Source organism: Vibrio sp. SCP2, from assembly GCF_059295395.1.
The window spans coordinates 52623-76069 of record NZ_JCAFVV010000006.1; the positions used below are offsets into that span (position 1 = coordinate 52623).

The 23447-nt window shown below is 44.9% G+C and carries 25 protein-coding genes; 10 read left to right on the forward strand and 15 right to left on the reverse strand.

All coding sequences use genetic code 11. The features are described 5' to 3' along the window. Positions 1–28: 28 nt before the first annotated feature. From AC5O63_RS16305 to AC5O63_RS16320, 4 genes are all read right to left on the reverse strand, one after another. Entirely contained in the window at positions 29–505 is a 477-nt protein-coding gene (locus tag AC5O63_RS16305) for a hypothetical protein (RefSeq protein WP_494505618.1), read from the reverse strand. 202 nt (positions 506–707) lie between these two features. Further along, the gene (locus AC5O63_RS16310) at positions 708–2123 is read right to left on the reverse strand and encodes a winged helix-turn-helix domain-containing protein (protein ID WP_494505619.1); all 1416 of its coding nucleotides are present in this window, start codon (positions 2121–2123) and stop codon (positions 708–710) included. Positions 2124–2252: 129 nt separating this feature from the next. Further along, a complete protein-coding gene (locus AC5O63_RS16315; RefSeq protein ID WP_494505620.1) occupies positions 2253–4187 on the reverse strand; it encodes an LTA synthase family protein in 1935 nt (644 codons plus the stop codon). Positions 4188–4298: 111 nt separating this feature from the next. Continuing rightward, a complete protein-coding gene (locus AC5O63_RS16320) occupies positions 4299–5165 on the reverse strand; it encodes a YicC/YloC family endoribonuclease (RefSeq protein WP_494505621.1) in 867 nt (288 codons plus the stop codon). A 169-nt stretch (positions 5166–5334) separates the two neighbouring features. Between AC5O63_RS16320 and rph the strand changes: the two genes are divergently transcribed. Together rph and pyrE are read left to right on the forward strand one after the other, a co-directional pair. After that, complete coding sequence (gene rph, locus AC5O63_RS16325; protein ID WP_004410877.1) at positions 5335–6051, forward strand: ribonuclease PH; 717 nt, start codon at positions 5335–5337, stop codon at positions 6049–6051. 116 nt (positions 6052–6167) lie between these two features. Next, complete coding sequence (pyrE, locus tag AC5O63_RS16330) at positions 6168–6809, forward strand: orotate phosphoribosyltransferase (RefSeq protein WP_494505622.1); 642 nt, start codon at positions 6168–6170, stop codon at positions 6807–6809. 334 nt (positions 6810–7143) lie between these two features. On the opposite strand, the gene lpxM is transcribed toward pyrE, so the two are convergent. The 4 genes from lpxM to coaBC form a co-directional block, all read right to left on the reverse strand. Continuing rightward, a complete protein-coding gene (gene lpxM, locus AC5O63_RS16335) occupies positions 7144–8136 on the reverse strand; it encodes a lauroyl-Kdo(2)-lipid IV(A) myristoyltransferase (protein ID WP_494505623.1) in 993 nt (330 codons plus the stop codon). Positions 8137–8151: 15 nt separating this feature from the next. Next, positions 8152–9102 (reverse strand): Kdo(2)-lipid IV(A) acyltransferase, encoded by a 951-nt coding sequence (locus tag AC5O63_RS16340; RefSeq protein WP_367937283.1) that lies wholly within the window; start codon positions 9100–9102, stop codon positions 8152–8154. Positions 9103–9107: 5 nt separating this feature from the next. Beyond that, positions 9108–9698 (reverse strand): nucleoid occlusion factor SlmA, encoded by a 591-nt coding sequence (slmA, locus tag AC5O63_RS16345; protein WP_004743839.1) that lies wholly within the window; start codon positions 9696–9698, stop codon positions 9108–9110. A gap of 122 nt (positions 9699–9820) precedes the next feature. After that, positions 9821–11026, reverse strand: coding sequence for a bifunctional phosphopantothenoylcysteine decarboxylase/phosphopantothenate--cysteine ligase CoaBC (gene coaBC, locus AC5O63_RS16350; RefSeq protein WP_494505624.1), 1206 nt, complete (start codon positions 11024–11026; stop codon positions 9821–9823). A gap of 239 nt (positions 11027–11265) precedes the next feature. Between coaBC and radC the strand changes: the two genes are divergently transcribed. From radC to mutM, 5 genes are all read left to right on the forward strand, one after another. After that, positions 11266–11934, forward strand: a complete 669-nt coding sequence (gene radC / locus AC5O63_RS16355; protein WP_494505625.1) for a RadC family protein — start codon at positions 11266–11268, stop codon at positions 11932–11934. 276 nt (positions 11935–12210) lie between these two features. Beyond that, positions 12211–12447, forward strand: a complete 237-nt coding sequence (gene rpmB, locus AC5O63_RS16360; RefSeq protein ID WP_004743834.1) for a 50S ribosomal protein L28 — start codon at positions 12211–12213, stop codon at positions 12445–12447. 13 nt (positions 12448–12460) lie between these two features. Continuing rightward, complete coding sequence (gene rpmG, locus AC5O63_RS16365; RefSeq protein ID WP_004410866.1) at positions 12461–12631, forward strand: 50S ribosomal protein L33; 171 nt, start codon at positions 12461–12463, stop codon at positions 12629–12631. A gap of 323 nt (positions 12632–12954) precedes the next feature. Then, the gene (locus AC5O63_RS16370) at positions 12955–13437 is read left to right on the forward strand and encodes a hypothetical protein (protein WP_494505701.1); all 483 of its coding nucleotides are present in this window, start codon (positions 12955–12957) and stop codon (positions 13435–13437) included. 36 nt (positions 13438–13473) lie between these two features. Further along, positions 13474–14280 carry a bifunctional DNA-formamidopyrimidine glycosylase/DNA-(apurinic or apyrimidinic site) lyase gene (gene mutM, locus AC5O63_RS16375; RefSeq protein WP_494505626.1) on the forward strand — a complete coding sequence of 269 codons (807 nt, stop codon included), beginning with the start codon at positions 13474–13476 and terminating at the stop codon, positions 14278–14280. Between the two features lie 228 nt (positions 14281–14508). On the opposite strand, the gene coaD is transcribed toward mutM, so the two are convergent. After that, entirely contained in the window at positions 14509–15003 is a 495-nt protein-coding gene (gene coaD, locus AC5O63_RS16380; RefSeq protein ID WP_494505702.1) for a pantetheine-phosphate adenylyltransferase, read from the reverse strand. Positions 15004–15109: 106 nt separating this feature from the next. On the opposite strand from coaD, the gene AC5O63_RS16385 reads away from it, so the two are divergent. After that, the gene (locus AC5O63_RS16385) at positions 15110–16144 is read left to right on the forward strand and encodes a glycosyltransferase family 9 protein (protein WP_494505627.1); all 1035 of its coding nucleotides are present in this window, start codon (positions 15110–15112) and stop codon (positions 16142–16144) included. 39 nt (positions 16145–16183) lie between these two features. Here AC5O63_RS16385 and AC5O63_RS16390 read toward each other — a convergent pair whose 3' ends face one another. Together AC5O63_RS16390 and AC5O63_RS16395 are read right to left on the reverse strand one after the other, a co-directional pair. Further along, a complete protein-coding gene (locus tag AC5O63_RS16390) occupies positions 16184–16969 on the reverse strand; it encodes a glycosyltransferase family 2 protein (protein WP_494505628.1) in 786 nt (261 codons plus the stop codon). Further along, positions 16969–18045 (reverse strand): glycosyltransferase family 9 protein, encoded by a 1077-nt coding sequence (locus AC5O63_RS16395; RefSeq protein WP_494505629.1) that lies wholly within the window; start codon positions 18043–18045, stop codon positions 16969–16971. Before AC5O63_RS16395 ends, AC5O63_RS16390 begins: the two co-directional genes overlap by 1 nt. A 93-nt stretch (positions 18046–18138) precedes the next feature. Between AC5O63_RS16395 and AC5O63_RS16400 the strand changes: the two genes are divergently transcribed. Further along, positions 18139–18855, forward strand: coding sequence for a 3-deoxy-D-manno-octulosonic acid kinase (locus AC5O63_RS16400; RefSeq protein WP_494505630.1), 717 nt, complete (start codon positions 18139–18141; stop codon positions 18853–18855). An 11-nt stretch (positions 18856–18866) separates the two neighbouring features. Next, a complete protein-coding gene (locus tag AC5O63_RS16405; RefSeq protein ID WP_494505631.1) occupies positions 18867–19808 on the forward strand; it encodes a WavE lipopolysaccharide synthesis family protein in 942 nt (313 codons plus the stop codon). Positions 19809–19830: 22 nt separating this feature from the next. On the opposite strand, the gene AC5O63_RS16410 is transcribed toward AC5O63_RS16405, so the two are convergent. Genes AC5O63_RS16410 through AC5O63_RS16425 form a run of 4 tightly spaced genes read right to left on the reverse strand, consistent with a single transcriptional unit; the run spans position 19831 to position 23444 of the window. Continuing rightward, positions 19831–20754 (reverse strand): WavE lipopolysaccharide synthesis family protein, encoded by a 924-nt coding sequence (locus AC5O63_RS16410; protein ID WP_494505632.1) that lies wholly within the window; start codon positions 20752–20754, stop codon positions 19831–19833. Position 20755: 1 nt separating this feature from the next. Beyond that, on the reverse strand, positions 20756–21493 hold the full coding sequence (locus tag AC5O63_RS16415; RefSeq protein ID WP_494505633.1) for a glycosyltransferase family 2 protein: 738 nt from the start codon (positions 21491–21493) through the stop codon (positions 20756–20758). Continuing rightward, a complete protein-coding gene (locus tag AC5O63_RS16420) occupies positions 21490–23073 on the reverse strand; it encodes a capsular biosynthesis protein (protein WP_494505634.1) in 1584 nt (527 codons plus the stop codon). The genes AC5O63_RS16415 and AC5O63_RS16420 overlap by 4 nt, the downstream gene beginning before the upstream one ends. Beyond that, positions 23064–23444: an HAD-IIIC family phosphatase gene (locus tag AC5O63_RS16425; RefSeq protein WP_494505635.1), complete on the reverse strand. Its 381-nt coding sequence runs from the start codon at positions 23442–23444 to the stop codon at positions 23064–23066. Before AC5O63_RS16425 ends, AC5O63_RS16420 begins: the two co-directional genes overlap by 10 nt. Positions 23445–23447: the final 3 nt, after the last annotated feature.

The following is a 23447-nucleotide window of genomic DNA, read 5'->3' on the forward strand; positions in this document are numbered from 1 at the left end:
CCCCGCGAGTGAAGCGGGGCATTGTGTTTTAGTGTTGCTCTTCGTGGCGGATATACATAAGCACCACCATGCTAAAGCCCATAAACTGCCATAGGTACTGGCCGTCACTCGCTCCTGAAAGAGTTTGAGTCAACGCCATACAACCAGCGACAAACTGCGACGCGATTGCAGAATAACGCAGCCAAGGTCTTTGCTTGTTAGCCATAAATTCACCGTTGAGGACAGAGCGAATAATTAGAACAAATGGCAAGCACTGCAACACAATCAAAATAGGAAACATAAAGTCGAACGTTGGGCTAAGAAACACGTGGCCAACTTGGCTTTTGTCCCATGTTCCGACGATATAACCTTTCCAGCCAGACCATGTATCACCTGCATAGGCGGTTTCTGGCGTTATTACGCCCAGTAAGACCCCCATCACTTTGTCGATGAAGCCGTTCTTGAACCAAAATACAAACAGAAATATTTGGACTGGAATGATTTGATAAGCGAGTTTTTTCAACATGAACTTGTACCCTAAACGGATGAAACTGAATTGCTCGCTAGTATGCTAAGAGCGGTTTTGTTCATGTTTGATGCAAGGCAACTTGATTTTAAAGCACACAAAATCCCTACTTTTCTAAGTACAGAGAGCTAGGGCTTAAGGGGCTTAAAGCCTTACCAGTTCAAGGGTGGAGTAAGGCTTAGAGTTTGACAAAGTTTGAGGTTTAGAAGAGGTTTGCTTTTTGTGAAGATTCAATAAGATCAAACAGTTGTCCTTTATTCTCTTTCTGTAGGCTTTCAAAACGCTGGTAGTTGTATTGCGAGCTTTTAGGGTTGTTTGCACTTTGCTCGGTAACACTAAGCAGATAGTAACTGATCGGGCTCGGGGTGCTTTCAGCAGCGTAAAAGAGGTAAGGGTATGACTGATCGTGCTGGTTGTTGATCAGTAGCGCCAAACCCAGCGTCAGATTGGCGATGTCGCAGCGCGGATTCATCTCAAATGCTTGTTTAGCTAAGACGAGTGACTGTGATTGACTCTTCTGGTTTTGACCTTCTAGATAGTCGAGAGAAGCCGCATAGGACAACAGAGCATTGACCAAGTAGTTGTCACGGCCTTGTTGCTGAATCTGTTGAAGTTGCTTCGTGATAGGCTTGAAAGCCTCCCCTCCTTTACCTTGATAAAACAGGGAAATCCCAGCAGAGATCGCTTTCCAGTCATCAAAGTTTTCGATTGAGGTAACTCGATGATTTGCCGCTTGATAGTCAGCTGTATTTGGAGCAACGACAGCTTTAACCTCTAGTACCACATCACCAATGGCATCAAAAAAAGAGCCTTCATCAAATGTCTGCTCGATTTTATGATTGTGTTCAGGGTGCTGGTGGTTTTGAACGATTAAGGTGAGAAGGTAGTCTTGCTCTACATGTTTTATCCAACCTTTAATTTCAACCCCTTGTCGCACCAAGTTTTCTTGATCTTGCTGAGCTAACTGAGAGAAATGATAGCCGGTAATACTGCGTGCTGAATTTAATCCATAAAACAGGTAATTAAACACGCTCTCAGCCATGGGGTAATCTTGGCTCGAATCCAGTGTCAGTTCGTGGATATAAACGGGAATGGTCTGTGTTTGTATCTCTGCAGGGTTGGTATTGAGTTGTATTTGCTTGTTGGTGACGAGCAGTAGAGTTGCCAGTACAGCCAAACAGATACTTGCGAGAGCGAGGTAGATTCCCCGTTTATTCTTGGCAGGCGCCTTTATGCTGGCATTAGATACCTCTAGACCTTCAACCGACGCATCTGGTGTTGGTTCATCCTCTTGAGTAACCTTGATCTCAAACAGATAGCCCTGCTTTGGAATGGTTTGAATCACTTGGTATGGCCGAGAAGTATCTTGTAAGTGACTTCTCAATTGGCTAATGACCTGCCTAACGAGATTGTCCGAGACGTGGCTACGCTGCCAAACGGACTCTGCGATTTGTTGAGTGCTGACCACTTGACCTTTGCAGTCGATTAAGTAGCTAAGTAGTCGAGCCTGCAGTGGCTCTAAATGAACCTCTTGCTTGTCAATCATCAAGTGATTTCGTTGAGGATAGAACCTGATAGGGACTTTCAGTTGCAAGATATAGCAAGGAGACGAGGCCATAGGGAAGAGTCTAGGTTACAAATAACCTGATTAGATTATTGGGTTTAGAGTACTGAAGCAAGTGGAGCAATGAGCATTAAAATGCCCCGCGAGTGAAGCGGGGCATTTTGCTTTAGAGGCTATGACTAACTAGTCACTGACAAGCTGGCTTTCGTCTTCAAGCTCTGTAGACGATTGAGGGAAAATAGACGCGAGATGTCGGTAGTCCAGCGTTTTTCCATCAAACAGTAGCTGTTGGGTGAGGTTGTTAAAGTCTCTACCTTGCTGGTAAAGAGGCTGCACCCACTCGGCATTACAATCGGTCTGGGTCAGACTGATGGTATTTTCCTCAATGGTAAAGCACTGCTTAAGTTGACCGTCCGGTGAGTTAATAGTGACGGCATGGCGATTATCAACCCAATAGAACAGGCTACCATCTGAGAAACTACTGCGATAATACTCTTGCTCTTGCAGCAGCGATTGCCCGGTAAACCAAGGAGCGTAGCCGCCCATCCAGTCTAAGATGGTTACCCCAATATCACGCTGTGAAACCGCAGTATCTATTTGTTTAGTAGGGATTGAACCGTCCGTTGCATAGATAAGGAACGGAATTGAGTTTTTCGCTAGATCCGGTTCAGATATCTTAGCAGTATGGTCAGACATAAGGACAACCAGTGTTGGCTTATCGAAGCGCCCCTCGAGTTGAGCAAGGAACTCATGCAAAGCGATATCGGCATGGTTTTGTACACTTGCGCGGATCTGCGACATGTTGTCATCACCAAACGGATAACCAAATGACTCAGGTAGGTAAACGCTGTGTGTAGTACCGGTATTGATCATCATAAAGAATGGCTTGTCTGGATTGTCCGCTTGCATTTCATCTAAGCGATCGAGCGAGTAACGGTAGATACCACCATCCATGTATCCCCATTCATTCGTCTCATCATCGAAGTCATAGTCCATTTTGCCGTATGACTCAGTAAATCCGAGGGTTTTGGCAAATGCGCCGACAATACCTTTACCGCTACCTTGAATGAATCGAGTGTCCCAGCCACGATCTTTCAGCATATGAGGCAAGCAGTAGTACTGGTTGTTTTGCAGTTGAGTGCTTGCCACGATTCCGCCATTTGGGTTGGGGAATGAGCACATGCTAGCAAACATGCCTTGTACGGTGCGGTAACCGTCCGCGTACATAGCGTGTGAGGTGAGGGACTTTTCGCGTAGAGCGTCGAAGAAAGGGCTAGAGTCAATATCAGAACCGTAGCTCTTCATATCGATAGAGACCCAGCTTTCTAGCAGAACAAAGACAATATTGGCATCTTTGAGGTTGTCGAGTACAGCAGGAGACGCGGTGGTTTGAGCTAACTCTTGGTGTAACTCACTACTGGCTGGTTGAGTGACATTACTGGCTGATTTCTTTGCGCCTTTAGCGAGATGGTAAGTCACGCTGTAAGGGGCGCTCCAAGCAATAAAGGCGCGGTCATTGTCACCGATATTGTAAGCACTCATTGGAGACTGAGGATGATCCATCCACCCGCCGCGGATAGCCGTTACCGTAAACAGTAGCCATACGATAATGCTTAGAGAGAAACTCAATTTTGTAGAGCGAGTTTGGATGCAGCGAACAAGGTTAGATTTCCAAATTGCAATACTTGTTAGCAGCATTAAAACGATGCCGACTAAGATCAGATGCCAGTGCAAAGAAAACGCGGTTCGAATAAGTTCTAACTCCAAGCCTTTGGAGGTAAACAGTTCAAAGGTGACATGCTTGTTTGCATCTAGGGAGTAGATGGTATCGGACATCGTGGTGCCGATCAGCCAAATAGAACCGACGATAACCAGCGTTTTGACAAGTCGGCTACCATTGATTTTGGTGTAATGCAGGATAAGTGCTGCGATGATAATCGGAGCCGCAAGTGCAGCCCCAGCTGTCGCATCAAATCTCAAACCATATAAAAGGCTATAAATTCCGTCAGAGGAAAGAAGTGGGATGTTTGAGCTTGAAGCAATACTAAGGAAAATGACCTTAGATGTGAAAGCAATGCCAATCAAGGGCAGAAGAATTCGTAGTATGGTACTGATCATAGTTCTATTTATCGTGGTGGTTGTTTCGGCTTTACAAACCTCGTTGAGCTAAAGAGCTCCTAGCGAAAAAACTCGACTAGGAGCAATTTACGCGATGTTATTCAATCACATTTATTCAATGTTTTGGATCTGCTCACGCATCTGTTCGATCAGAACTTTCAGTTCAACACCCGATGCAGTGATATCAGTGCTGATTGATTTAGACGCTAGTGTGTTCGACTCACGGTTGAACTCTTGCATCATGAAGTCTAGACGGCGGCCACAAGCACCACCTTTCTTAAGGATGTTAGTTGCTTCTTTTACATGCGAGTCTAGGCGGTCTAGCTCTTCTGCGACGTCAGATTTTTGCGCTAGAAGGATCAGCTCTTGCTCAACGCGTGATGAATCAAGTTCAATTTTCGCTTCTTCAAACTTCGAGAACAGACGCTCACGTTGCCACTCTAAAATTTCAGGCATACGTGCACGTACTTTAACCACTTCGCCAGTGATCGCATCTAAGCGCTGGACGATAAGCGCCTTCATGTTTTCACCTTCACGGCCACGCGCTTCAATAAATTCGCTCACTGCTTCATCAAATGCGCCTAGCAGGTCTTTGTTTACTGCATCCATATCTTGCTCAGAGGTTTCCATAACACCCGGCCAGTTCATGACTTGGAATGGATTAAGACGGCTTTCTTCGCCGGTCATCTGCATCACTTGATTGGCAGCGTTGATCACTTGCTGGGCAAGACCTTCATTGATGCTTAGCTCGCCTTTCGCTGCTGGGTTAGCTTCAAAACGCAGTGCACATTCCACTTTGCCGCGCGCAAGACGTTTACGAAAACGCTCGCGTAGCACGGGTTCTAGGCCACGGAACTGCTCTGGTAAGCGGAAGTAAGTCTCAAGGTAGCGTTGGTTTACGCTACGGATTTCCCATACGGCCGTGCCCCAATCACCTTTGACTTCTTTGCGAGCGTAGGCTGTCATACTGTAGATCATCGAATTTTCCTGTATATCATCTTTGAAAATAACGCGAGGCAATAGTAGCACAAAGGTTGGCCAAAGGAGGATAGTTTGACATCGCAATCCAAATAGCTTTGTTTGCTAAACTTCGCTATAATCCTGCTCCAACCAAATTCGTCTCCCCCTTCATATAAGGTAGATGCCCATGCGTCCAAACGATCGCAAGGCGGATCAAGTTCGCCCAATCAAAATTACTCGTAACTACACTGCGTATGCAGAAGGCTCTGTGCTTGTTGAATTCGGCAACACGAAAGTGCTGTGTAATGCGACCGTTGAAGAAAACGTACCACGTTGGCTAAAAGGTCAGGGTAAAGGCTGGGTGACGGCTGAGTACGGCATGCTACCGCGTTCGACTCACTCGCGTATGCGTCGTGAAGCAGCGAGCGGCAAACAAGGTGGTCGTACGATGGAAATTCAGCGTCTGATTGCTCGTAGCTTACGTGCTGTGGTTGATCTAGAAGCAATGGGCGAAATCATGGTGACCGTTGACTGTGACGTGATTCAGGCAGACGGCGGTACACGTACAGCATCTATTTCGGGTGCAAGCGTAGCAATGGCGGATGCATTCCAACACCTAGTTGAGAAAGGCAAGCTAAAAGCGAACCCGATGAAAGGCCACGTAGCAGCTGTTTCTGTAGGCATTCTAGGTGAAGATATCCTTTGTGACCTTGAGTACACAGAAGATTCAGCAGCTGATACTGATATGAACGTTGTGATGACGGAAGACGGTCGCATGATCGAAGTTCAAGGAACGGCAGAGGGCGAACCCTTCACCCATGCTGAGCTGATGAAGTTGCTGGAGTCGGCGACCAAAGGTATTACCGAAATTGTAGCGGCGCAGAAGGCGGCGTTAGAAAATTAATTTTTAGATAGCTCCCACTACGGGGGCTATTTTTTTATCAAAATTTGGCCAAGGTTAAGTTTTGACCTGTTTATAAACCGTCTAGACAACTAGACCTTTTATTTAGAGAGAAAGTAATGAAAGCATACCAGCGTGAATTTATTGAGTTTGCACTAGAGAAAGAAGTCCTAAAATTTGGCGAGTTTACTTTAAAGTCTGGCCGTAAGAGCCCGTACTTCTTTAACGCTGGTCTTTTCAATACAGGCCGAGATTTAGCGCGTCTAGGTCGCTTCTACGCAGCAGCGCTAGCGGATTCTGGCATTGAGTTCGACGTACTATTTGGCCCAGCGTACAAAGGTATTCCTATCGCGACGACAACAGCGGTTGCACTTGCTGATCACCACGATGTGGATACGCCTTACTGTTTCAACCGTAAAGAAGCGAAAGACCACGGTGAAGGCGGTAACCTAGTCGGTAGCGCACTTGAAGGTCGTATCATGCTGGTGGACGATGTAATCACAGCAGGTACAGCTATTCGTGAGTCTATGGAAATCATTAAAGCCAACGGCGCGGATCTAGCGGGTGTGTTAGTTGCTATCGACCGCCAAGAGAAAGGTAAAGGCGAGCTATCGGCGATTCAAGAAGTTGAGCGCGACTTTGGCTGTGCGATTATTTCAATTGTAAGCCTGACTGACCTAGTGACTTTCCTAGAAGAAAAAGGTACTGACGTCGAGCACCTAGAAGCGGTGAAGGCTTACCGTGCTGAGTACGGCATCTAAGACCGGACTTCGTCCGTTAGAACGCTTTGCTCCGAGAATCGGGAGGGGCTTCACCCTTCGAGAAGTTAACTGCCATTCCATAGAGTGACGAAGGAGCGAGTAGGGAATCTCATTAAGAGTTCAATTCGCTTCAAGAGATCCCCAACTCACTCGTTCCTCGTTCTTGAGGATAACGGGTTAAGCTATTGAAATAAAAAGGGTTGACGCTTTCACGTCAACCCCTCATTTTTGAAGCTCTCCAGCTCTCCAGCTCTCCAGCTCTCCAGCTCTCCAGCTCTCCAGCTCTACAGCTCTCCAGCTCTCCAGCTCTCCAGCTTTCCAGCTCTCCAGCTCTTTAGCTCTCTATATCATCCCGATCGCCATAGTGTGAGTTATCGTAAATCTCACGACCATCGCGTTGGGTTTTCAGCAGCGAAAGGTTCCACATATATTGTTCTGGATGTGGACGAACTAAGTCTTCAATCGCTTGATTCATCGCGCGAGCATCGGTCTCTTCATCGCCTGTTGGGAAGTTTTCAAGCGCAGGCAAGATATGCACTTCATACTTACCGGTTTTATCGTTGTAGGCAGGCAGAACTGGGACGACTTTGGCTTTTGATAGACGAGCCATTTTGCCGAAACCTTTTAGTGTGGCTTTCTCTGTACCAAAGAAAGGAACAAACACTGAGTTGGCAGGGCCAAAGTCTTCGTCTGGTAACCAGTAACCTAGATAACCGTCCTTAATTGAGCGAACAAAAGGTTTTACCCCCGCTTCACGGGCAAAGATACGACCACCATACTGCATGCGTTGAACCTGCATCAGCCAGTCACCAATTGGATTGCGCTGTGGCTTCATAATGGTAGTGACTTTGTAGCCCTTTGCGGCAAGCATAACAGCAGGGTAGTCAACCGCCCACGCATGAGGCGCTAGGATGATTACGTTCTCGCCAGCATCTAGCAACGGTAAGATGTTTTCCTCACCGATCATCACGCCACGGTTTTGGTTGTGTTTGGTTGAGCGTACTAAAAATTCAGAGTAACCCAACAGGTATTGCGCAGCCTTGACGAAAGTTTCTTCAAGGATCTCTTGACGCTCTTGCTCAGACTTTTCAGGGAAACAGTATCTTAGGTTAACGCGAGCCCGTCGTACTACACGGCCATTTTTGCGCACGGCAAAGACGGATAACTTGCGTGCAAGCGCATCACGCCAGCGATATGGAATAAAAGCAAATAACCCAGCAAACAAGATACCTAACCAAGTGCCCCAATGTTTAGGATGGAGGAAAGACCACTCAAAAGTTGGGTTGTGCAGGTGTTTATCTATGCTGTTTTTTTCATTGGTGCTCATTCAGCAGGGCCTATTCTATTGATAACGAGAGTTGGTTAGCGTTTCATCTGGCAGTGACTTGAAGCGTTTGTGTAGCCACATCCACTGTTCTGGAGCACGCATAATAATCTCTTCGACAAATTTATTCATATATGCCGCAGCGGCGGTTTCATCTTTTTTCGGGTAGTCAGGTTCAATATTCTTATCAGCGATTATTTCGTATTTACCTTGGCTGTTTCTAAAGCCAGAGCCCGGGATAATGGCACATTTACTGGTGTAAGCAAGAATGCTCGTCCCTGTTGTGGTGCAGGCTTCTTCAACGGCAAAGAATGGCACAAACACGGATTTGTTATGACCGTAATCTTGATCTGGCAGATAGAATAGGCGATGGCCCTGACGCAACACGCGAATCATCTGCTTAAGGTCGGTACGGTAGATAAGTTTGTTGCCATTACGTGTGCGACCACGATATTGAATGAATTCATAGGCAGGGTTGCTATGCGGGCGGTAAGCGCCATAGCCTTGTAAACCCAATACTCCAAAAGCTCGTGCGGTGATCTCAAGGTTGAGGGCATGGACACAACAGAGCAAGACACCTTTGCCTTCTTTACCTAAGCGCTTGAGCTCTTCAACGTCTTTGGTTTGTAGAATACGTTTAAAGCGCCATGTCGGCCAAAACCAGGTAATCCCGGTTTCAATTAAGGCCATACCGGTATTTTTGAAGTTTTCTGCAACGCTTTTGTCGATCTCACTTTGTGACATGTCCGGAAAAGCGAGTTCGAAGTTTCTTCTTGCGACATGTACACGGGATTTGCCAAAGCGCATCCCTAAACGACCGATGCTTTGCCCCAAACGCAGTAATAGCGGGTAAGGGAGAACATTAACAATCAAGGCGAGCAGTCCAAAGCCGAGCCAAACTCCCCAGTTTCTCGGGTGTAGTAAGGAAAGGGTAAATGGAGGCGGTTGATTGTATTTATCTTTACTCATAGTGATTACTTAATTTGTGCGCTTAACAGTGCCCAGTATTCTTCAAAGTTTGCAGTCGGTTGGTATTTAAAATCAGAGCGAACGAATCGGTTTAAGCTTCCTTCTACCTGACCAAGCAGTTGGGCGGCTAACACCTTCTCATCGACAGGAAATGCCTTTCCTTCACGCAGCATACGCTCACGCAGGATCTGACGGATAGAGGTTTCAATACGCTCAAATAGTTGATTGATACGGTCGCGCAAGCGTTCATTTTCAAACATTAGTGCATGACCAGACAAGATACGGCTCAGACCTGGATTGCGCTCAGCAAAGGCTAGAATCAATTGCAGTACGAGTCGAATTCGAGTCAGAGTGTCTTTCTCTTCATCCAGAATACGGTTGATACGCGACATTAAAGACTCTTCGATAAACTCGATTAAGCCTTCGAACATGCGCGCTTTACTTGGAAAGTGTCTGTACAGTGCGGCTTCTGAAACGCCAACTTGCTTAGCGAGTTTTGCGGTTGTAATGCGTGAAGCGCCTTCGTTGGACTCCAGCATTTCAGCCAATGCTTGCAAAATTTCATCTCGGCGGTTGGTTTTTCTTGTTCCGGCCATGAACCTTTTTCCTTATTGTTACCATTCTGAATAAAGCTTTGAGCAAAACAGCTCAAAGCCAACAACTTATGACGATTCCATTTATCGCGAGGGTTTGTTCTTATTGAGAAAAAATATGAGCTTTACGCTTCTAGTTTGTCCGCGATTGTCATGATGATTTGTGAGGCAATTTGTTGCTTCGACGCAAGGGTAAGTGATTGCTTACCATCTTTCCAGTATACGGTGATTGCGTTGTCGTTGCTATTGAAGCCTTGCCCTTCGACAGAGACATCGTTAGCACAAATCATATCAAGATTCTTCTTGCTGAGCTTTGTACGTGCGTAGTGTTCTACGTCTTGAGTTTCGGCAGCAAACCCAACGGTAAATGGTCGAGATTCACTGAGAGCAGCGACAGAAGCGATAATATCAGGGTTTTTCACCATAGTGATGGTCATTTGATCGCTATCATCGGTCTTTTTGATTTTTTGCTCGGCGATAGATTCAGGGCGATAGTCAGCAACCGCGGCACAGCCGATAAAGATGTCATGAGTTTTTGCTTGCTCTATCGCAGCGTTATACATGCTTTGCGCACTGTCGACATCAATACGTTCTACACCTGCTGGTGTCGCAAGGGAGACTGGGCCAGAAACGAGCGTTACTTTTGCTCCCTGTGCCACTGCAGCTTGCGCCAATGCAAAGCCCATTTTTCCAGAACTGTGGTTAGAGATGTAGCGCACTGGATCGATCGCTTCACGGGTTGGGCCTGCCGTAATCACCACTGATTTCCCTTTTAGTGGCTTATCAGCAAAAAACTGTTCACATCGCTCGACGAGCTGCATGGGCTCTAACATGCGCCCAGGGCCCACGTCTCCACACGCTTGTTCGCCTGCCGCTGGCCCCCAAATATGCATACCACGACGCGCAAGGGTTGCGATGTTCTCTTGGGTGGCGACATTGCGATACATCTGTTGATTCATCGCTGGTGAGACGGCAATGGGCGAGTCGGTGGCAAGCACTAATGTCGTGAGTAAATCATTACCCATACCTGCGCTCATGCGAGCAATTAAATCCGCGGTTGCCGGTGCAAGCAAAACAAGATCAGCCCATTTGGCAAGCTCGATATGTCCCATAGAGGCTTCTGCAGCAGGATCGAGTAGGCTATCAGAGACAGGTCTGCCAGAGACGGCCTGCATGGTCAGTGGGGTAATAAATTCTTTAGCTGCTTTGGTCATAACCACTTGAACCTGCGCGCCACGTTCAATAAGGCGGCGAGTCAGCTCGGCACATTTGTAAGCAGCGATACCACCACTAATACCTAATAGGATCTTTTTACCTGCGAGTGTTTGCATGATGATCTTCCTTAAAATTTCTGCCCGTAAGATACCACGGCTGATATTTACGTGCCTAGGGTCGCTATCTGAGTTATTAAATTTGAAAGTTGATTTGGTGCAAAGTTTGCCACACCTCTATCGCTACAGTGTTTCAAGCTCTGCGCTTAGTTAATCGCACTGTTTCTTGCTCGGTTTTATCTATGATGCCTTCTTTATTTACTCTAACTTTTGCTGAGTTCATTACTGATGGGATATAGATGAACGCTTTACCAAAAGAATCCATGCCTAGAGAAAAGCTTCTATCACATGGCCCGCATTCGCTAACGGATGCCGAGCTTCTGGCGATATTTTTAAGAACGGGTACCCAAGGAATGAATGTTCTGGCTCTATCAGACCATTTGATTAAGGAATTTGGCTCACTCAGAGCGCTTTTTTCTGCGGATTTAGACCATTTTTGTCGTCATAAAGGGCTCGGCGTCGCTAAATATGTTCAACTGCAAGCGGCACTAGAAATGACCCAACGCTACTTAGCTGAGACGCTAAAGCGTGGTGATGCCTTAACCAGCCCTGAACAAACGAAACTCTATTTATCTGGACTACTCAGAGATAAGCAGAGAGAAGAATTCTTTGTGCTCTTTTTAGACAATCAACATCGGGTAATATGTGGAGAGCCTCTGTTCCAAGGCACGATAGATGCTGCTTCAGTCTACCCAAGAGAAGTCGTTAAGCGCGCTTTAGAGCACAATTCAGCCGCTCTGATTTTGGCCCATAATCACCCGTCAGGCGTTGCAGAGCCTAGCCAGAGCGATCGACGAATAACCCGACGAATCAGTGATGCGTTAGCGCTGGTGGACATCCGCGTGCTAGACCACTTTGTGGTTGGCGATGGAGAGATTGTTTCCTTTGCGGAGCGCGGTTGGATTTAAATCACATTTTTAGTTGTGAGTTCGCTGATTTCTGCTACAATCCCCCGACATTTTTTAGCACATAAATCAGCTCTGCCTAAAAAAGATCACGAAAACCTGTAAAAAGGATCTGTTCGGGTCTTGAGCAATGCTACTCAAGTTAGTATAATGCGCGACCTTTGATAGCCTTGTATGGGTTTCCATAGCGGTATAAGACCTCAAACTTCTAATTTAGAAACTGAGAGGTTCGGCCACCAAGGTTGATATCGAGCTGAAACGATTTTGGAGAAGACATTCATGTCACGAGTATGCCAAGTAACTGGTAAGCGTCCAGTAACGGGTAACAACCGTTCACACGCACGCAATGCTACTAAGCGTCGTTTTCTGCCGAACCTACAAACTCATCGTTTCTGGGTAGAGAGCGAAAAACGTTTTGTTAAACTACGTCTATCTGCTAAAGGTATGCGTATCATCGATAAGAAAGGCATCGATGCTGTTCTTGTTGATATCCGTGCAAACGGCGTAAACGTTTAAGAGGAAATAGACAATGGCAAAGAAAGGCGTACGTGAGAAAATCCGTCTAGTATCTTCTGCAGGTACTGGTCACTTCTACACGACTGATAAGAACAAGCGTAACATGCCAGGCAAATTTGAGATCAAAAAGTTTGATCCAGTAGTTCGCCAGCACGTTATGTACAAAGAAGCTAAAATCAAGTAATTGATTCTTCTTTGAACTTCCTTCGGGAAGCGTGAATTGAAACCCAATCATAGCAATATGGTTGGGTTTTTTATTTTGGAGAGAAGGAACGGGCTACGCCCTCCGGGAACGGACTTCGTCCTATAGAACGCTGCGCTCCGAGATCGGGCTTCGCCCTGCGAGATAGTCATGTAAGTAGCGTATGAAAAGTCATTGACGTGACTTGCTCTCAAAGAGATACAAGTATCTCGTATCTCGTATCTCGTATCTCGTATCTCGTATCTCGTATCTTTGCCTCTTTTCTGCTACTTTTGAGTCAGTTAAAGACAGAGAAGTCAGACACTATGCGAGTTTCCCCTTCACGTCGTAGACGTTGGAACAATATCCTTATGTTAGGCATTATCGCGTTTATCGCTTTGCTTAACCTTCCTACTTTGATCAAAACCTATCTACTTGAGCCGACGGTGGTTGAAAGTCCTTATCCGTATTTGTTGAACCCTCAGGCAGAGTTACAGGCATTACATTTTTCTGATTGGTCACTGGAGAAAAACCAAGGGCGTTGGCGCAGTACCGTCAATAGTGTCATTCCGGAACAAGAACTTGCCCAGCGTTGGATTGATTTGGTGGGCACTGAAGTGACTCAAGATAACTTCGATAGCTTAAAGCCTCAGCTTAGTAGCCCGAGTTCAATTGAAGCATGGTATTTAGATCAGGAAGAGCCACAAAGGATCACTTATTACCAAACCCCACAATTTTGGTTGCTGAAAAACTGGCAAGATAAGTGGATAGCCATTTCGGTTGAACCTCGCTATCTTATGCCTGAGTAAATCCACACTTTGTGTTGTATGCGATAGGAATAATTGATGCCTGAATTACCTGAAGTTGAAGTAAGCCGAATGGGGATCTCGCCTCACTTAATTGGTCAAACGGTGGCTAAACTGACATTTCGTACTCCTAAGCTACGTTGGGATATACCAGTAGAGCTGAAAAAAATGGAAGGGCAGGTCATTAGGGGGGTTTCTCGTCGAGCCAAGTATTTGCTGATCGAAACCGATGCAGGTAGCGCGATTGTCCACCTTGGGATGTCTGGTTCACTCAGAGTGTTAGATGCCGAGATCTCACCGGCTAAACATGATCATGTTGATCTGAAGTTAGCTAACGGTAAGGTGCTGCGCTACAACGATCCAAGGCGTTTTGGCGCTTGGCTATGGACAGAAGATGGTACTCATGCAGCACTAGGTAGTATGGGGCCTGAGCCGCTAACCCCTGATTTCAATGCCGATTATATTGCTGAAAAGGCCGCGAATAAGCGCGTTGCGGTGAAGCAATTTATTATGGATAACAAAGTCGTGGTTGGCGTAGGTAACATCTACGCTAATGAATCGCTGTTTAGCTCCGGAATTCATCCAACACGACCTGCTGGAAAACTTACCGCGAAAGAGTGGGAATTATTAGTCAAAGAGATTAAGCGAGTACTGGATACTGCAATCAAACAAGGTGGAACGACGCTAAAAGACTTCGCTCAAGCTGATGGAAAACCAGGTTACTTTGCACAAGAGCTGCAAGTATATGGCAAAGCAGGTGAGCCATGCCCAACCTGTGGTGAACTCATCGAAGAGCAGAGAATTGGTCAGCGAAATACTTTTTTTTGTAGTCAGTGTCAGAAATAGAGGGCGGAGCGGACTACGTCCTTCGGGAACGGGCTGCGCCCTACGAGAATCTGGAACGGACTTCGTCCTCCGAGAGGTGGTTGCTGGCTGTGAGGTGCTAGAACCTTTGCTTCAACAAGAAGGATAGGATTTGTTTTTAAGGAGAGATAGAACCTAATAACCTAGCTCTCTAGCTCTCTAGCTCTCTAGCTCTCTAGCTCTCTAGCTCTCTAGCTCTCCAGTTATCCATTAAACATGCGCTTTGGTTTTTAGTGCTTCCGCGACCACTTGTGGCACAAAGTTGGTCACGTCACCACCGTGAATAGCCACTTCGCGTACTATGGTTGAAGAGATAAAAGCATGCTCTTCGGCTGGGGTTAAGAATACACTCTCTAAACCAGGCATAAGGCGGCGATACATATTTGTTAGGCCAAATTCGTATTCGAAGTCGACAGTGGTGCGCAGACCACGAATCAAGACATTAGCTTGCTCTTGCTTGGCAAAGTCGACCATAAGGCCTGAAAAACCCTTAGAGCTGACGTTGTCTAGGTGCTTTGTAACTTGTTGAGCGAATTGAACACGCTCATCCAAGGTAAACATAGTGTTTTTACTTGGGCTGGCTGCAACGGCGATGATGACTTCATCAAACATATCTGCGGCACGTTCAATCAAGTCTAGGTGTCCGTTAGTAATAGGATCAAATGTTCCCGGATAGATGACTCGGGATAGGCGTTTTTGGCTCACTTTGCGCGTCTCTAATTTTTCCATCTCCTTCAATGTTAACAAAAAGGCTCACAATTACCCACTGAAGCCGTTATCATTGGGACAAAAGATAGATGTGGATTGAGTGATGAAAAAAATACTGGTAGTGAGAAACGACAAAATCGGTGACTTTATGTTGGCATGGCCGAGCTTTGCCATGCTTAAAGCTTCGCTACCAGATTGTCAGGTTACAGCTCTAGTGCCTAATTATACGGTTGCGCTTGCTAAGCTATGCCCGTGGATTGACCATGTGCTGATCGACCCGACAAAGAATGCTTCAAAACATGCGCAGAAAGAGCTGATTGAGCAGATTCGTCACGAGCAGTTTGATGCTTCCATTAACTTGTTCTCAACCACTTATAACGCCAAGCTAGTTTGGAAGGGAAAGATCCCTTATCGCTTAGCTCCCGCGACTAAGTTAGCGCAGATCTTCTATAACAAGCGCATTAAACAAAAGCGTTCTCAATCGGCTAAGCCAGAGTTTGAATACAACCTAGATCTTATTCGCGCCTTTTTAAGCGATATTGGCAAGCCTATCGTTGAACCTTCAGCGCCTTACTTATCGTTTAGCTCACAGCAGTTAGAGCAGCAAAAAGGCAAGTTGGCACAACAACTCGAATTGGATGTAAACAAGCCTTGGGTCTATGTTCATGCCGGTAGTGGTGGCTCAGCTAATAATCTTTCTTTAGAGCAGTACACACAACTTGTCAGCGGCTTAGCGGGTGAATTTGAAGTGGTTTTAACCGCTGGGCCTGGTGAAGAACAAAAAGCCGCTGAGTTGCAGCAATTGATGGCTAGCCGCGGCAGAAATGCGGCGCTTTATGATAAGAATGATGGTTTGGTTGATTTTTCTTGCTCTATTGCTTGTGCCGATATGTTTATCGCAGGCTCGACTGGCCCGTTACATATTGCGGCGGCGATTGATGTGCCCACCGTTGGTTTCTTCCCAAGTAAACGTTCTGCCACGCCACTACGCTGGCAACCGATTAATTCAGAAGGGAATCATATCGCTTTTTGCCCACCACAAGCCGATGATAAAGCAAGCCAGGAAGATATGGCGCGTATTGATGTCGATAACGTGTTGGAAGAGTTACAGCCTTGGGCTAATGAAAAGTTAGTGTAGAAAAAGGCGACCTTATCGGTCGCCTTACAATTCAAGCGTTTAAAACTTTTCAGGCATCTTATCTGTTTCTGTTCGAATCCATAAATCCGCGTATTTGACAAAGGTAGAATGCGCAGAGAGTAGTGACAGCAGGAAGCCCTGTTTACCATCTAAGAAGCCGCCCTTAACGACATACATTTTCAAAAAGCAGCCTAGCGCATGAAGAATACCTTGTGAGATGCTGCTCTTTTTACCCTTTTTCTCTCGCTGCTCTGCCCACGCTTTCGCATAGCCTGCTGACTTAACCAAGTAATGGTTCATATCATTGTAGGTAAAGTGAATCAGGTCACCGGTAAGGTTTTGAACCTTCATCTCCCCAGTTACTTCGACTTTCTCATGCACCAAAGCATCATTGTACTGAGTCAGTTTCGTAGGATATAGACGCAGAACGCGATCTGGGTACCAGCCACAATGGCGAATATAACGGCCAAACACCCAACTTAAGCGCGCGGTTTGATAGATGGTTGAAGGCTCATTACTAGCAACCGCCGCTAAAATGCTCCCTTTCAGTTCAGGCGTGACACGCTCATCAGCATCGAGCCACAGAATGTAATCTGACTCGACATAAGATTGTGCGATACGGCGCTGAGGCCCAAACCCTGGCCATTCTTGATTGACGAAAAATTTGTCGGTAAAGGTTCGTGCCACTTGTTCTGTTTTATCTGTGCTTCCAGAATCGAGGACGACAATCTCATCAACCCAGTCATGGACGGTTTCCAAGCAAGCTTTAAGGTGCTGCGCTTCGTTTTTAACGATTAAGGCCACGGCAATGGTTGGTTTACTCACTAGGATACCTCGGGAGTGGATGATGGTAGGTTTAAATCAGAGACTACTTTATCAAACATAGTGATAACTTGCTGAGCCTCAATACGTTGCATTGCGTTTTTGTCTTTTACTCTTGCACGCCAACTCAGCTCTTTTGATGTTTTGCCTGTCTCGGCTTGAATCGCTTCTTCATAAGCGGACACAACATAGTGGCGATACTGATAAGGCCCTGTTCGCTCTGGATTATGATGAACATAAAGGCCAATAATAGGAGTGTTAACCGCGTTAGCCATATGGGCAGGGCCTGTATCTGGTGCAACAACGAGATTGGCTTTATCCAATAGCGCTAACATCTCTTTTAGAGAGCTTTTGCCAACCAAATTACTCACTGCAACATTAATCAAACTTTCGATTTGTTCGGCAAGATCTAGCTCTACCTGAGCAGGGCTTCCCGCTAAAACAATGTTCCAGCCTGTTTGATGAGCATGTTGAATCAGTTTGGCATAGCCTTCTGCTGTCCAGTTTTTATAGGCTTTACTCGCTGCCGGAACAATCACTAGGTTTGGCTTGGTCGCGTCAAGTTGAGCGGTTGCCCAAGCTAAATCATTCGCAGAGTAGTCAATCCGCCATTTCGGTGACATATCTTGCACACCGAGCGTTTCACCAAAGGCAAGTAGCCCATCGAGAACATGCATGGTTTGCGGAGAGGGGACTTTGACATTGGTAAACAAGCTTTGAAAATCTTGGCTACGCGTGGAATCAAAGCCGAGTTTGTACTTCGCCTTTATTCCTACAGTTGCAATGCTGGCTCTAAACGCGTATTGCATATGCAGAAGAGCGTCGAACCGATAATCTTTTAGCTCACGCCACAGCGATTTATAGCCAGACCAGCCCTCTTTTTTATCAAACACCACTACGGTGAGGTTGTCTAAATCTTCAATTAGCTTTGCTTCCAGTTTGCCTGTTACCCAAACGATTTCAGTCTCAGGCCACTGGCGCTGTATCGCTTGTACAGCCGCAACGGTATTACAGACGTCACCAATTGCAGACAAGCGTAGTACGCAGAGAGATTTAGGAGCAGAGGAAAAAAGTGGCATAGTGATTTCAATTAGCGTGTATTAGCCAAGATTATGCAGAGAGGCTCAATAAATGTAAAATGGCGGCGCAAATAAATTGAGAGATCACCACGCATGAAGACTTTGCAGTTTGATAATCAGACCATATGGTATGACGAAGAGCTACTCAAAGAAGACCCTAAACAAGTTTTCGAACCAAGTTATTGGCAGCAAAACGACAAAGTTATTGGCAGCGCTCAAGGGCGTGGTACAACGTGGTTTGTGCAAACAGAGTCAATACCTGCAGCGCTGCGACACTATCGTCGTGGTGGTCTATTCGGCAAACTGGTTAAAGACAGTTACCGCTTTTCAGGTTGGGAGCAAACGCGCAGTTATCAAGAGTTTCAGCTTTTGAATACGCTAATCCAAGCGGGCGTCAATGTTCCTAAGCCAATTGCTGCTCGTGCAATCAAAAGTAGCTTGAGCTATACAGCGGATTTGTTGAGTGAAAAGATACCCAATGCCAGAGATTTGGTATCTATTCTGGTAGAAAGGCCACTTTCTGCACAGATATATCAGAAAATTGGTCAAGAAATCAGTAAGATGCATAAAGCGCAAGTGAACCACACTGACCTCAATATCCACAATATCTTGCTTGATGAAGACGAAAAAGTTTGGATTATCGACTTCGATAAGTGCTACCAACAATCTGGCGAAGAGTGGAAGCAGAGCAATTTAGCAAGACTAAAGCGCTCTTTTGAGAAAGAAGTGGGGAAGAGTCAAATTTCTTGGCATTACACCGACTACGCTATACTCTTAGAGGGCTACAATAGCGATAGCAACCACTATTAATACTCATAAAAATGAAGTTTGAAGATATAACCTTTGTTGTTCAAGGTCCAATACATCCTACTATTACCCAACGTTCAATATCGACATTGAGAGATGTGTTTCCTGGAAGTCACATTATCCTCTCAACTTGGGAAGGAGAGGATGTCTCGGGACTTAATGCCGATGTAGTGATTTTTAATGAAGACCCAGGCTCAACGACATTTGTATACAGCAAAAAGGATGAAGCGGTTAAGATAAATATTAATCGACAGATTGCTTCGACTTACTACGGCTTAAACGCAGTGAGAACTAAGTACGCCGCTAAGCTACGTGCTGATAATGTTCTTCATAATACGAAAATTATCAAGTTGTTTGAGCAATACTCGCAGCGCGATGAGCGCTATTCGTTTCTCAATCAAAGGTTAGTGTGTTCTAACTTCTATGCAAAAGAGTTTGAGCGTGGACTTCCTGTCCCATACTTCTATTCAGACTTTTTCCAGTTTGGAGAAACCACGGATTTGCTGAACGTATGGAATATAGAGTATTTCTCAGACTACGTTTTTCGAGAAGAGTTAAGTGGAAAAAAACAACACGAGCACTATCCCAAAGATAGCGTTAATGTTGAACAGAAAATATGGAGTCATTTTGTTAATCAGTTTATCCCTACTAAACTGACTGATGAACATGGAACTAGAGAAGATATAAAGAACTCTCGAAATGTGATGTTAAACAATCTAGTTATTGTGGATGGGGATGTATTGGGCTTAGAGGTGCCAGAACGTTTACATCAGAATAATGGGTATCCATATTACTTCTATACCTATCGACGTTGGCAATGGCTTTATGAAAGGGAGTTTGGAGTTAATTTGGGAATACCTTTTCTGTTCAAGGCTAAGTGGATTCTAGCAACATCATGGATGTTTCTTAGGAAAGGAATGCGCCTAAAAATTAGAAAGTTGGTTAAGAGAAGTTAGCCACAATAGGGCTAACCTAGCTCTATTGTTTTATAACTCTGAGTGCCAGACCTATAAATTCTTTGTAGCGGCGGTAGAGTCTTTTTTTGTCTATTGGCTTATTCGTTTGGTTGTTGAAATAAAGCCAATCTTTCAAATCATACTCTAGCGCTAAATTTCCCCGTTTATAAAAGCGTTCTGTAACATCTAGCCCGATGTTTTCGGGTAAATCGACAATAAGATTATTGGCAATAAACTTCTTCCAAAAATCTTTGCCAAGTCCAGCGTGATCACCAGCTTTAGTATTGAGCATGTAGTCAATGCCTAACAAGCGAGAAATCCAACTCAAGCATAAAAATTGCTCTGTTGCAGGATAGCGAGATTTGTAGCCAGGTACTTTATTAAAGCGTAATTCAGGTACAAAGTTCCCGTTCCAAATTTTTAGCAAATCTGCTGTTTCACCAAAATCAAATAGATCGCTTTTATGGAAATGGACCTCTCTTCCCACATGAGATGAAATAAAGAACGTACTACTAGTAACTACACGTGAGTTTAGCAAGGCATGTTTGCTGTCTCTCGGTGTTCCTGAATATTTCTCGTACAGATAAACAAAGCCCCTACCAGTTAGTCGATTATCTGTCCTCATTTTTACGGCGAACTTAGTTTCAACTTTAGCTAACCCCATGTGTGAGCTATGTAGTTGACGGTTATTGTTGAGTTGAATTCGTTCGTCACCATGATAAATGAAATTAGGCCCTGGGTCGTCTAGCTCTAGGACGAGATCATAGTCTAAACCTTGGTGAGGCTGTCCCTTCCATGTCGAGAGGATAATTTTAGACTCAGGGAAGCTGTCTCTAATTGAACGCAAACATTGCTCGGTAATGCCTACAAGCTGTTTACGATCTTTACTAGCCTGAATGGGCCCCTGAACAACAAAAGTAATATCTTTATCTGCTATTTTGTTCATGCTAGTCCCTATTCAGAAAAGCTTTGTACTCGTCAGGAACTCCGCAAAAAATGACGTCATCTCTCTGAATAAGATGGTAGTGGATGTTGGCTCCTTTTTCGATCAAGAGGTTGTAAAGTGGTGCAATATACAGCTCACCTTTTTCCCACTCGTGTTGAGGCTTGGATAGGTATGCTTGATAAGCACTTAGGTAATCTTGCTTACTATTGAAGTGGTAAAGACCAGTACTACATAAATCAGATATAGGGTTCTTTTCTGCAGTTTTTATTACTTTGGTACCGCTTTCATTTTCCGGCTTTGCAAATGACCAGTTGTCGCCCGTGCCTTTGAATACTTCTAAGTAACCATCACTCTCTTTAGCTATGCTAGGTAGAACAAAGTTAGGACGGAATGTGTCAATATTAAAGACCGTAATTGCATCCTGATAGTTTGGAAGTTGTTGTTCAAGCAATTCTAAACCTAGAGCTACAGTCTCTGCTTGACCTCTTGTTTCTTGATCTAGAACTGTGATGTAAAACTCTTTTATACCTAACGCCTGAGCTCTTTCTTTTACAAACAGTTTGGTGTCATATACATCCCTTACAATGAACAAGAAAGGAAGTGATGAAAAGTAAGCTTCAAAGCTTCTAACAGAGTGATCAAAAAGAGTTTGACCATGTGCCTCAAGCATATACTTTGGCTGAGTATAGCCAGCTTTGAAGAATCGCGAGCTCATACCCGCCATAGGAATTACGATCATTGTTCTAATCTCTGTAAAATTTGATATAAGCGGAATGCATTGGCAAATAAGGCGTCTTGGCGACGCATGTCATCCGCATGCAGAGGTAACATAGAGAGGAATAGTTGAATTTGCATGGCATATAGGTTTTGTGCAGTAATGCCAAACTCTTGCTCTACCATCTGAATAAACGCCTGTTGAGTATCTCTATGCACACCGTCGTCGGCAATATTCAATGTGATGTTTCTGCCTTCGATTGTTACCTCATAGTAACCAGCGATTATCCAGTCATAAAGTCCTAAGATTGAATGACTTAACTTGGCAAGATCGTAGCGAATGTCACCATAGATAGTTTGCTGACCATCAGGTGTCATTCCTCGTGGGTCAATGGTTTTGACCTTGCTCGCTCTAAAATCGTAGAGTATGTTGCTGAAGCAAAAATCACCGTGAAGCACGCTAATATTTGCTTTGCTAGTGGGTAAGTGTTTTTCACTTTGTGACAATATCTGCTGGAGGCTTATTTTTTGCTCCTCAAAATGCCACTCAGTGTTTAAGTTGATTTTACGAGAATTACAAAATTCCGCTAGGCGGCTTGGCGTTTTCTCACCAAATAGGACTTCTAAGTTGTTGGTACAACTCTCATTGCCTATTTCCTGCTTACTACAGTTAGATAGAAACTCTATGCATCCAGATAAGATTTGCTGCCATACTTGGGGTGGGAGCTTTGAAAAGACGAATAGCTCATTTAATGCCGTCAAGTGTAGGTATTCTAATCTATAAGAAATTTTTCCTTGTTCACTATTGCTACCCATAAACTGAGGGATGTAGCCACGAAGTGTGTAAGGAAGTGTATCGAACCAGTTAGCTTCTGCGGCTATTTTTTCGTTTTTTACGCTTGCCTTCTCGATCCATTTAGGTGTGATTGTTAACTCATTAAATGCGCGCTGAGTCGTATATTCGGCTTTTGAACGGTAGTAGGTGTTTACATGGCCAAAGTCGAGCCAGCCGTGCGAATCAACTGGCGTTAGACCAACTGACTGATGATAGCGGTTCAGACCTTCAATAAACTTCCATTCGCTTTGTGTAATACAACGAACTAACTCTCGCGGTTGACTAAATTTGAAATACCCATCAATAATTCGATTAGCTTCTGAGCTTAATTGTTGCTCGGTATCTTTTAGCCAATGTGCTTTGTCATCGGTGAGTACAGCCCAGTTATAGCTATCCTTAGCTATCGATACACTCGCGATATCGTCTCCTATGGGGAGTTGTCCAAACAGGGTATCTCCATAGAGAATGTGGAGTGGACTGCTCAACGAATGTCCGCTGATGTTGATAGCTGCGACCATTGATGCGCCAAGGCTAAGTCCGTCAGGTGTATGGATGATCTCAACGTGATTCTGCTCCAGCCATTGTTGGTCAAGTTTTGACACAGAATAGGACTCTGGAACTGATAGATAGATAGAAACACCATCAGGGGCTAGAGCTACTTGATGCTGAAAAAGTCTACGGTTGCCAAGCGGCAGGAAGCTAGGTGGGATATGTCCAAACTCTGATTCTAATTCTAGTCCGACATAGGCTCCAGACATGATCAGGAACATACCTTTTCCTTCTCAATTAATTTATTAATCTCTTCAATTGTTAAGTTTGCAAACTCAGATGGGCGAACGGCTCTATCATCAATATAAAAACCTTCATGGCCGCACCAGGGTTTACCAACAAGTATTTCGTCATAAGGAACGTTATGCTTATCTAGCCACTCTGTGATGATAGGTAAAGTATGAATGTTAATTTTACCCACATTACCTTCGTAGGTACGCATATTACGTGCTGTGGATATAACAACTTCAAACCCTTGCTCTTTGTAGTTTTTAAGTTGCTCAATCACATCTAGGCGAGGAAGAACATTTTTGTAGTCAGAGGTATTTGCTTGGGTGAGGGTTCCGTCTAGGTCGACGATAAGCTTTTTCATAAT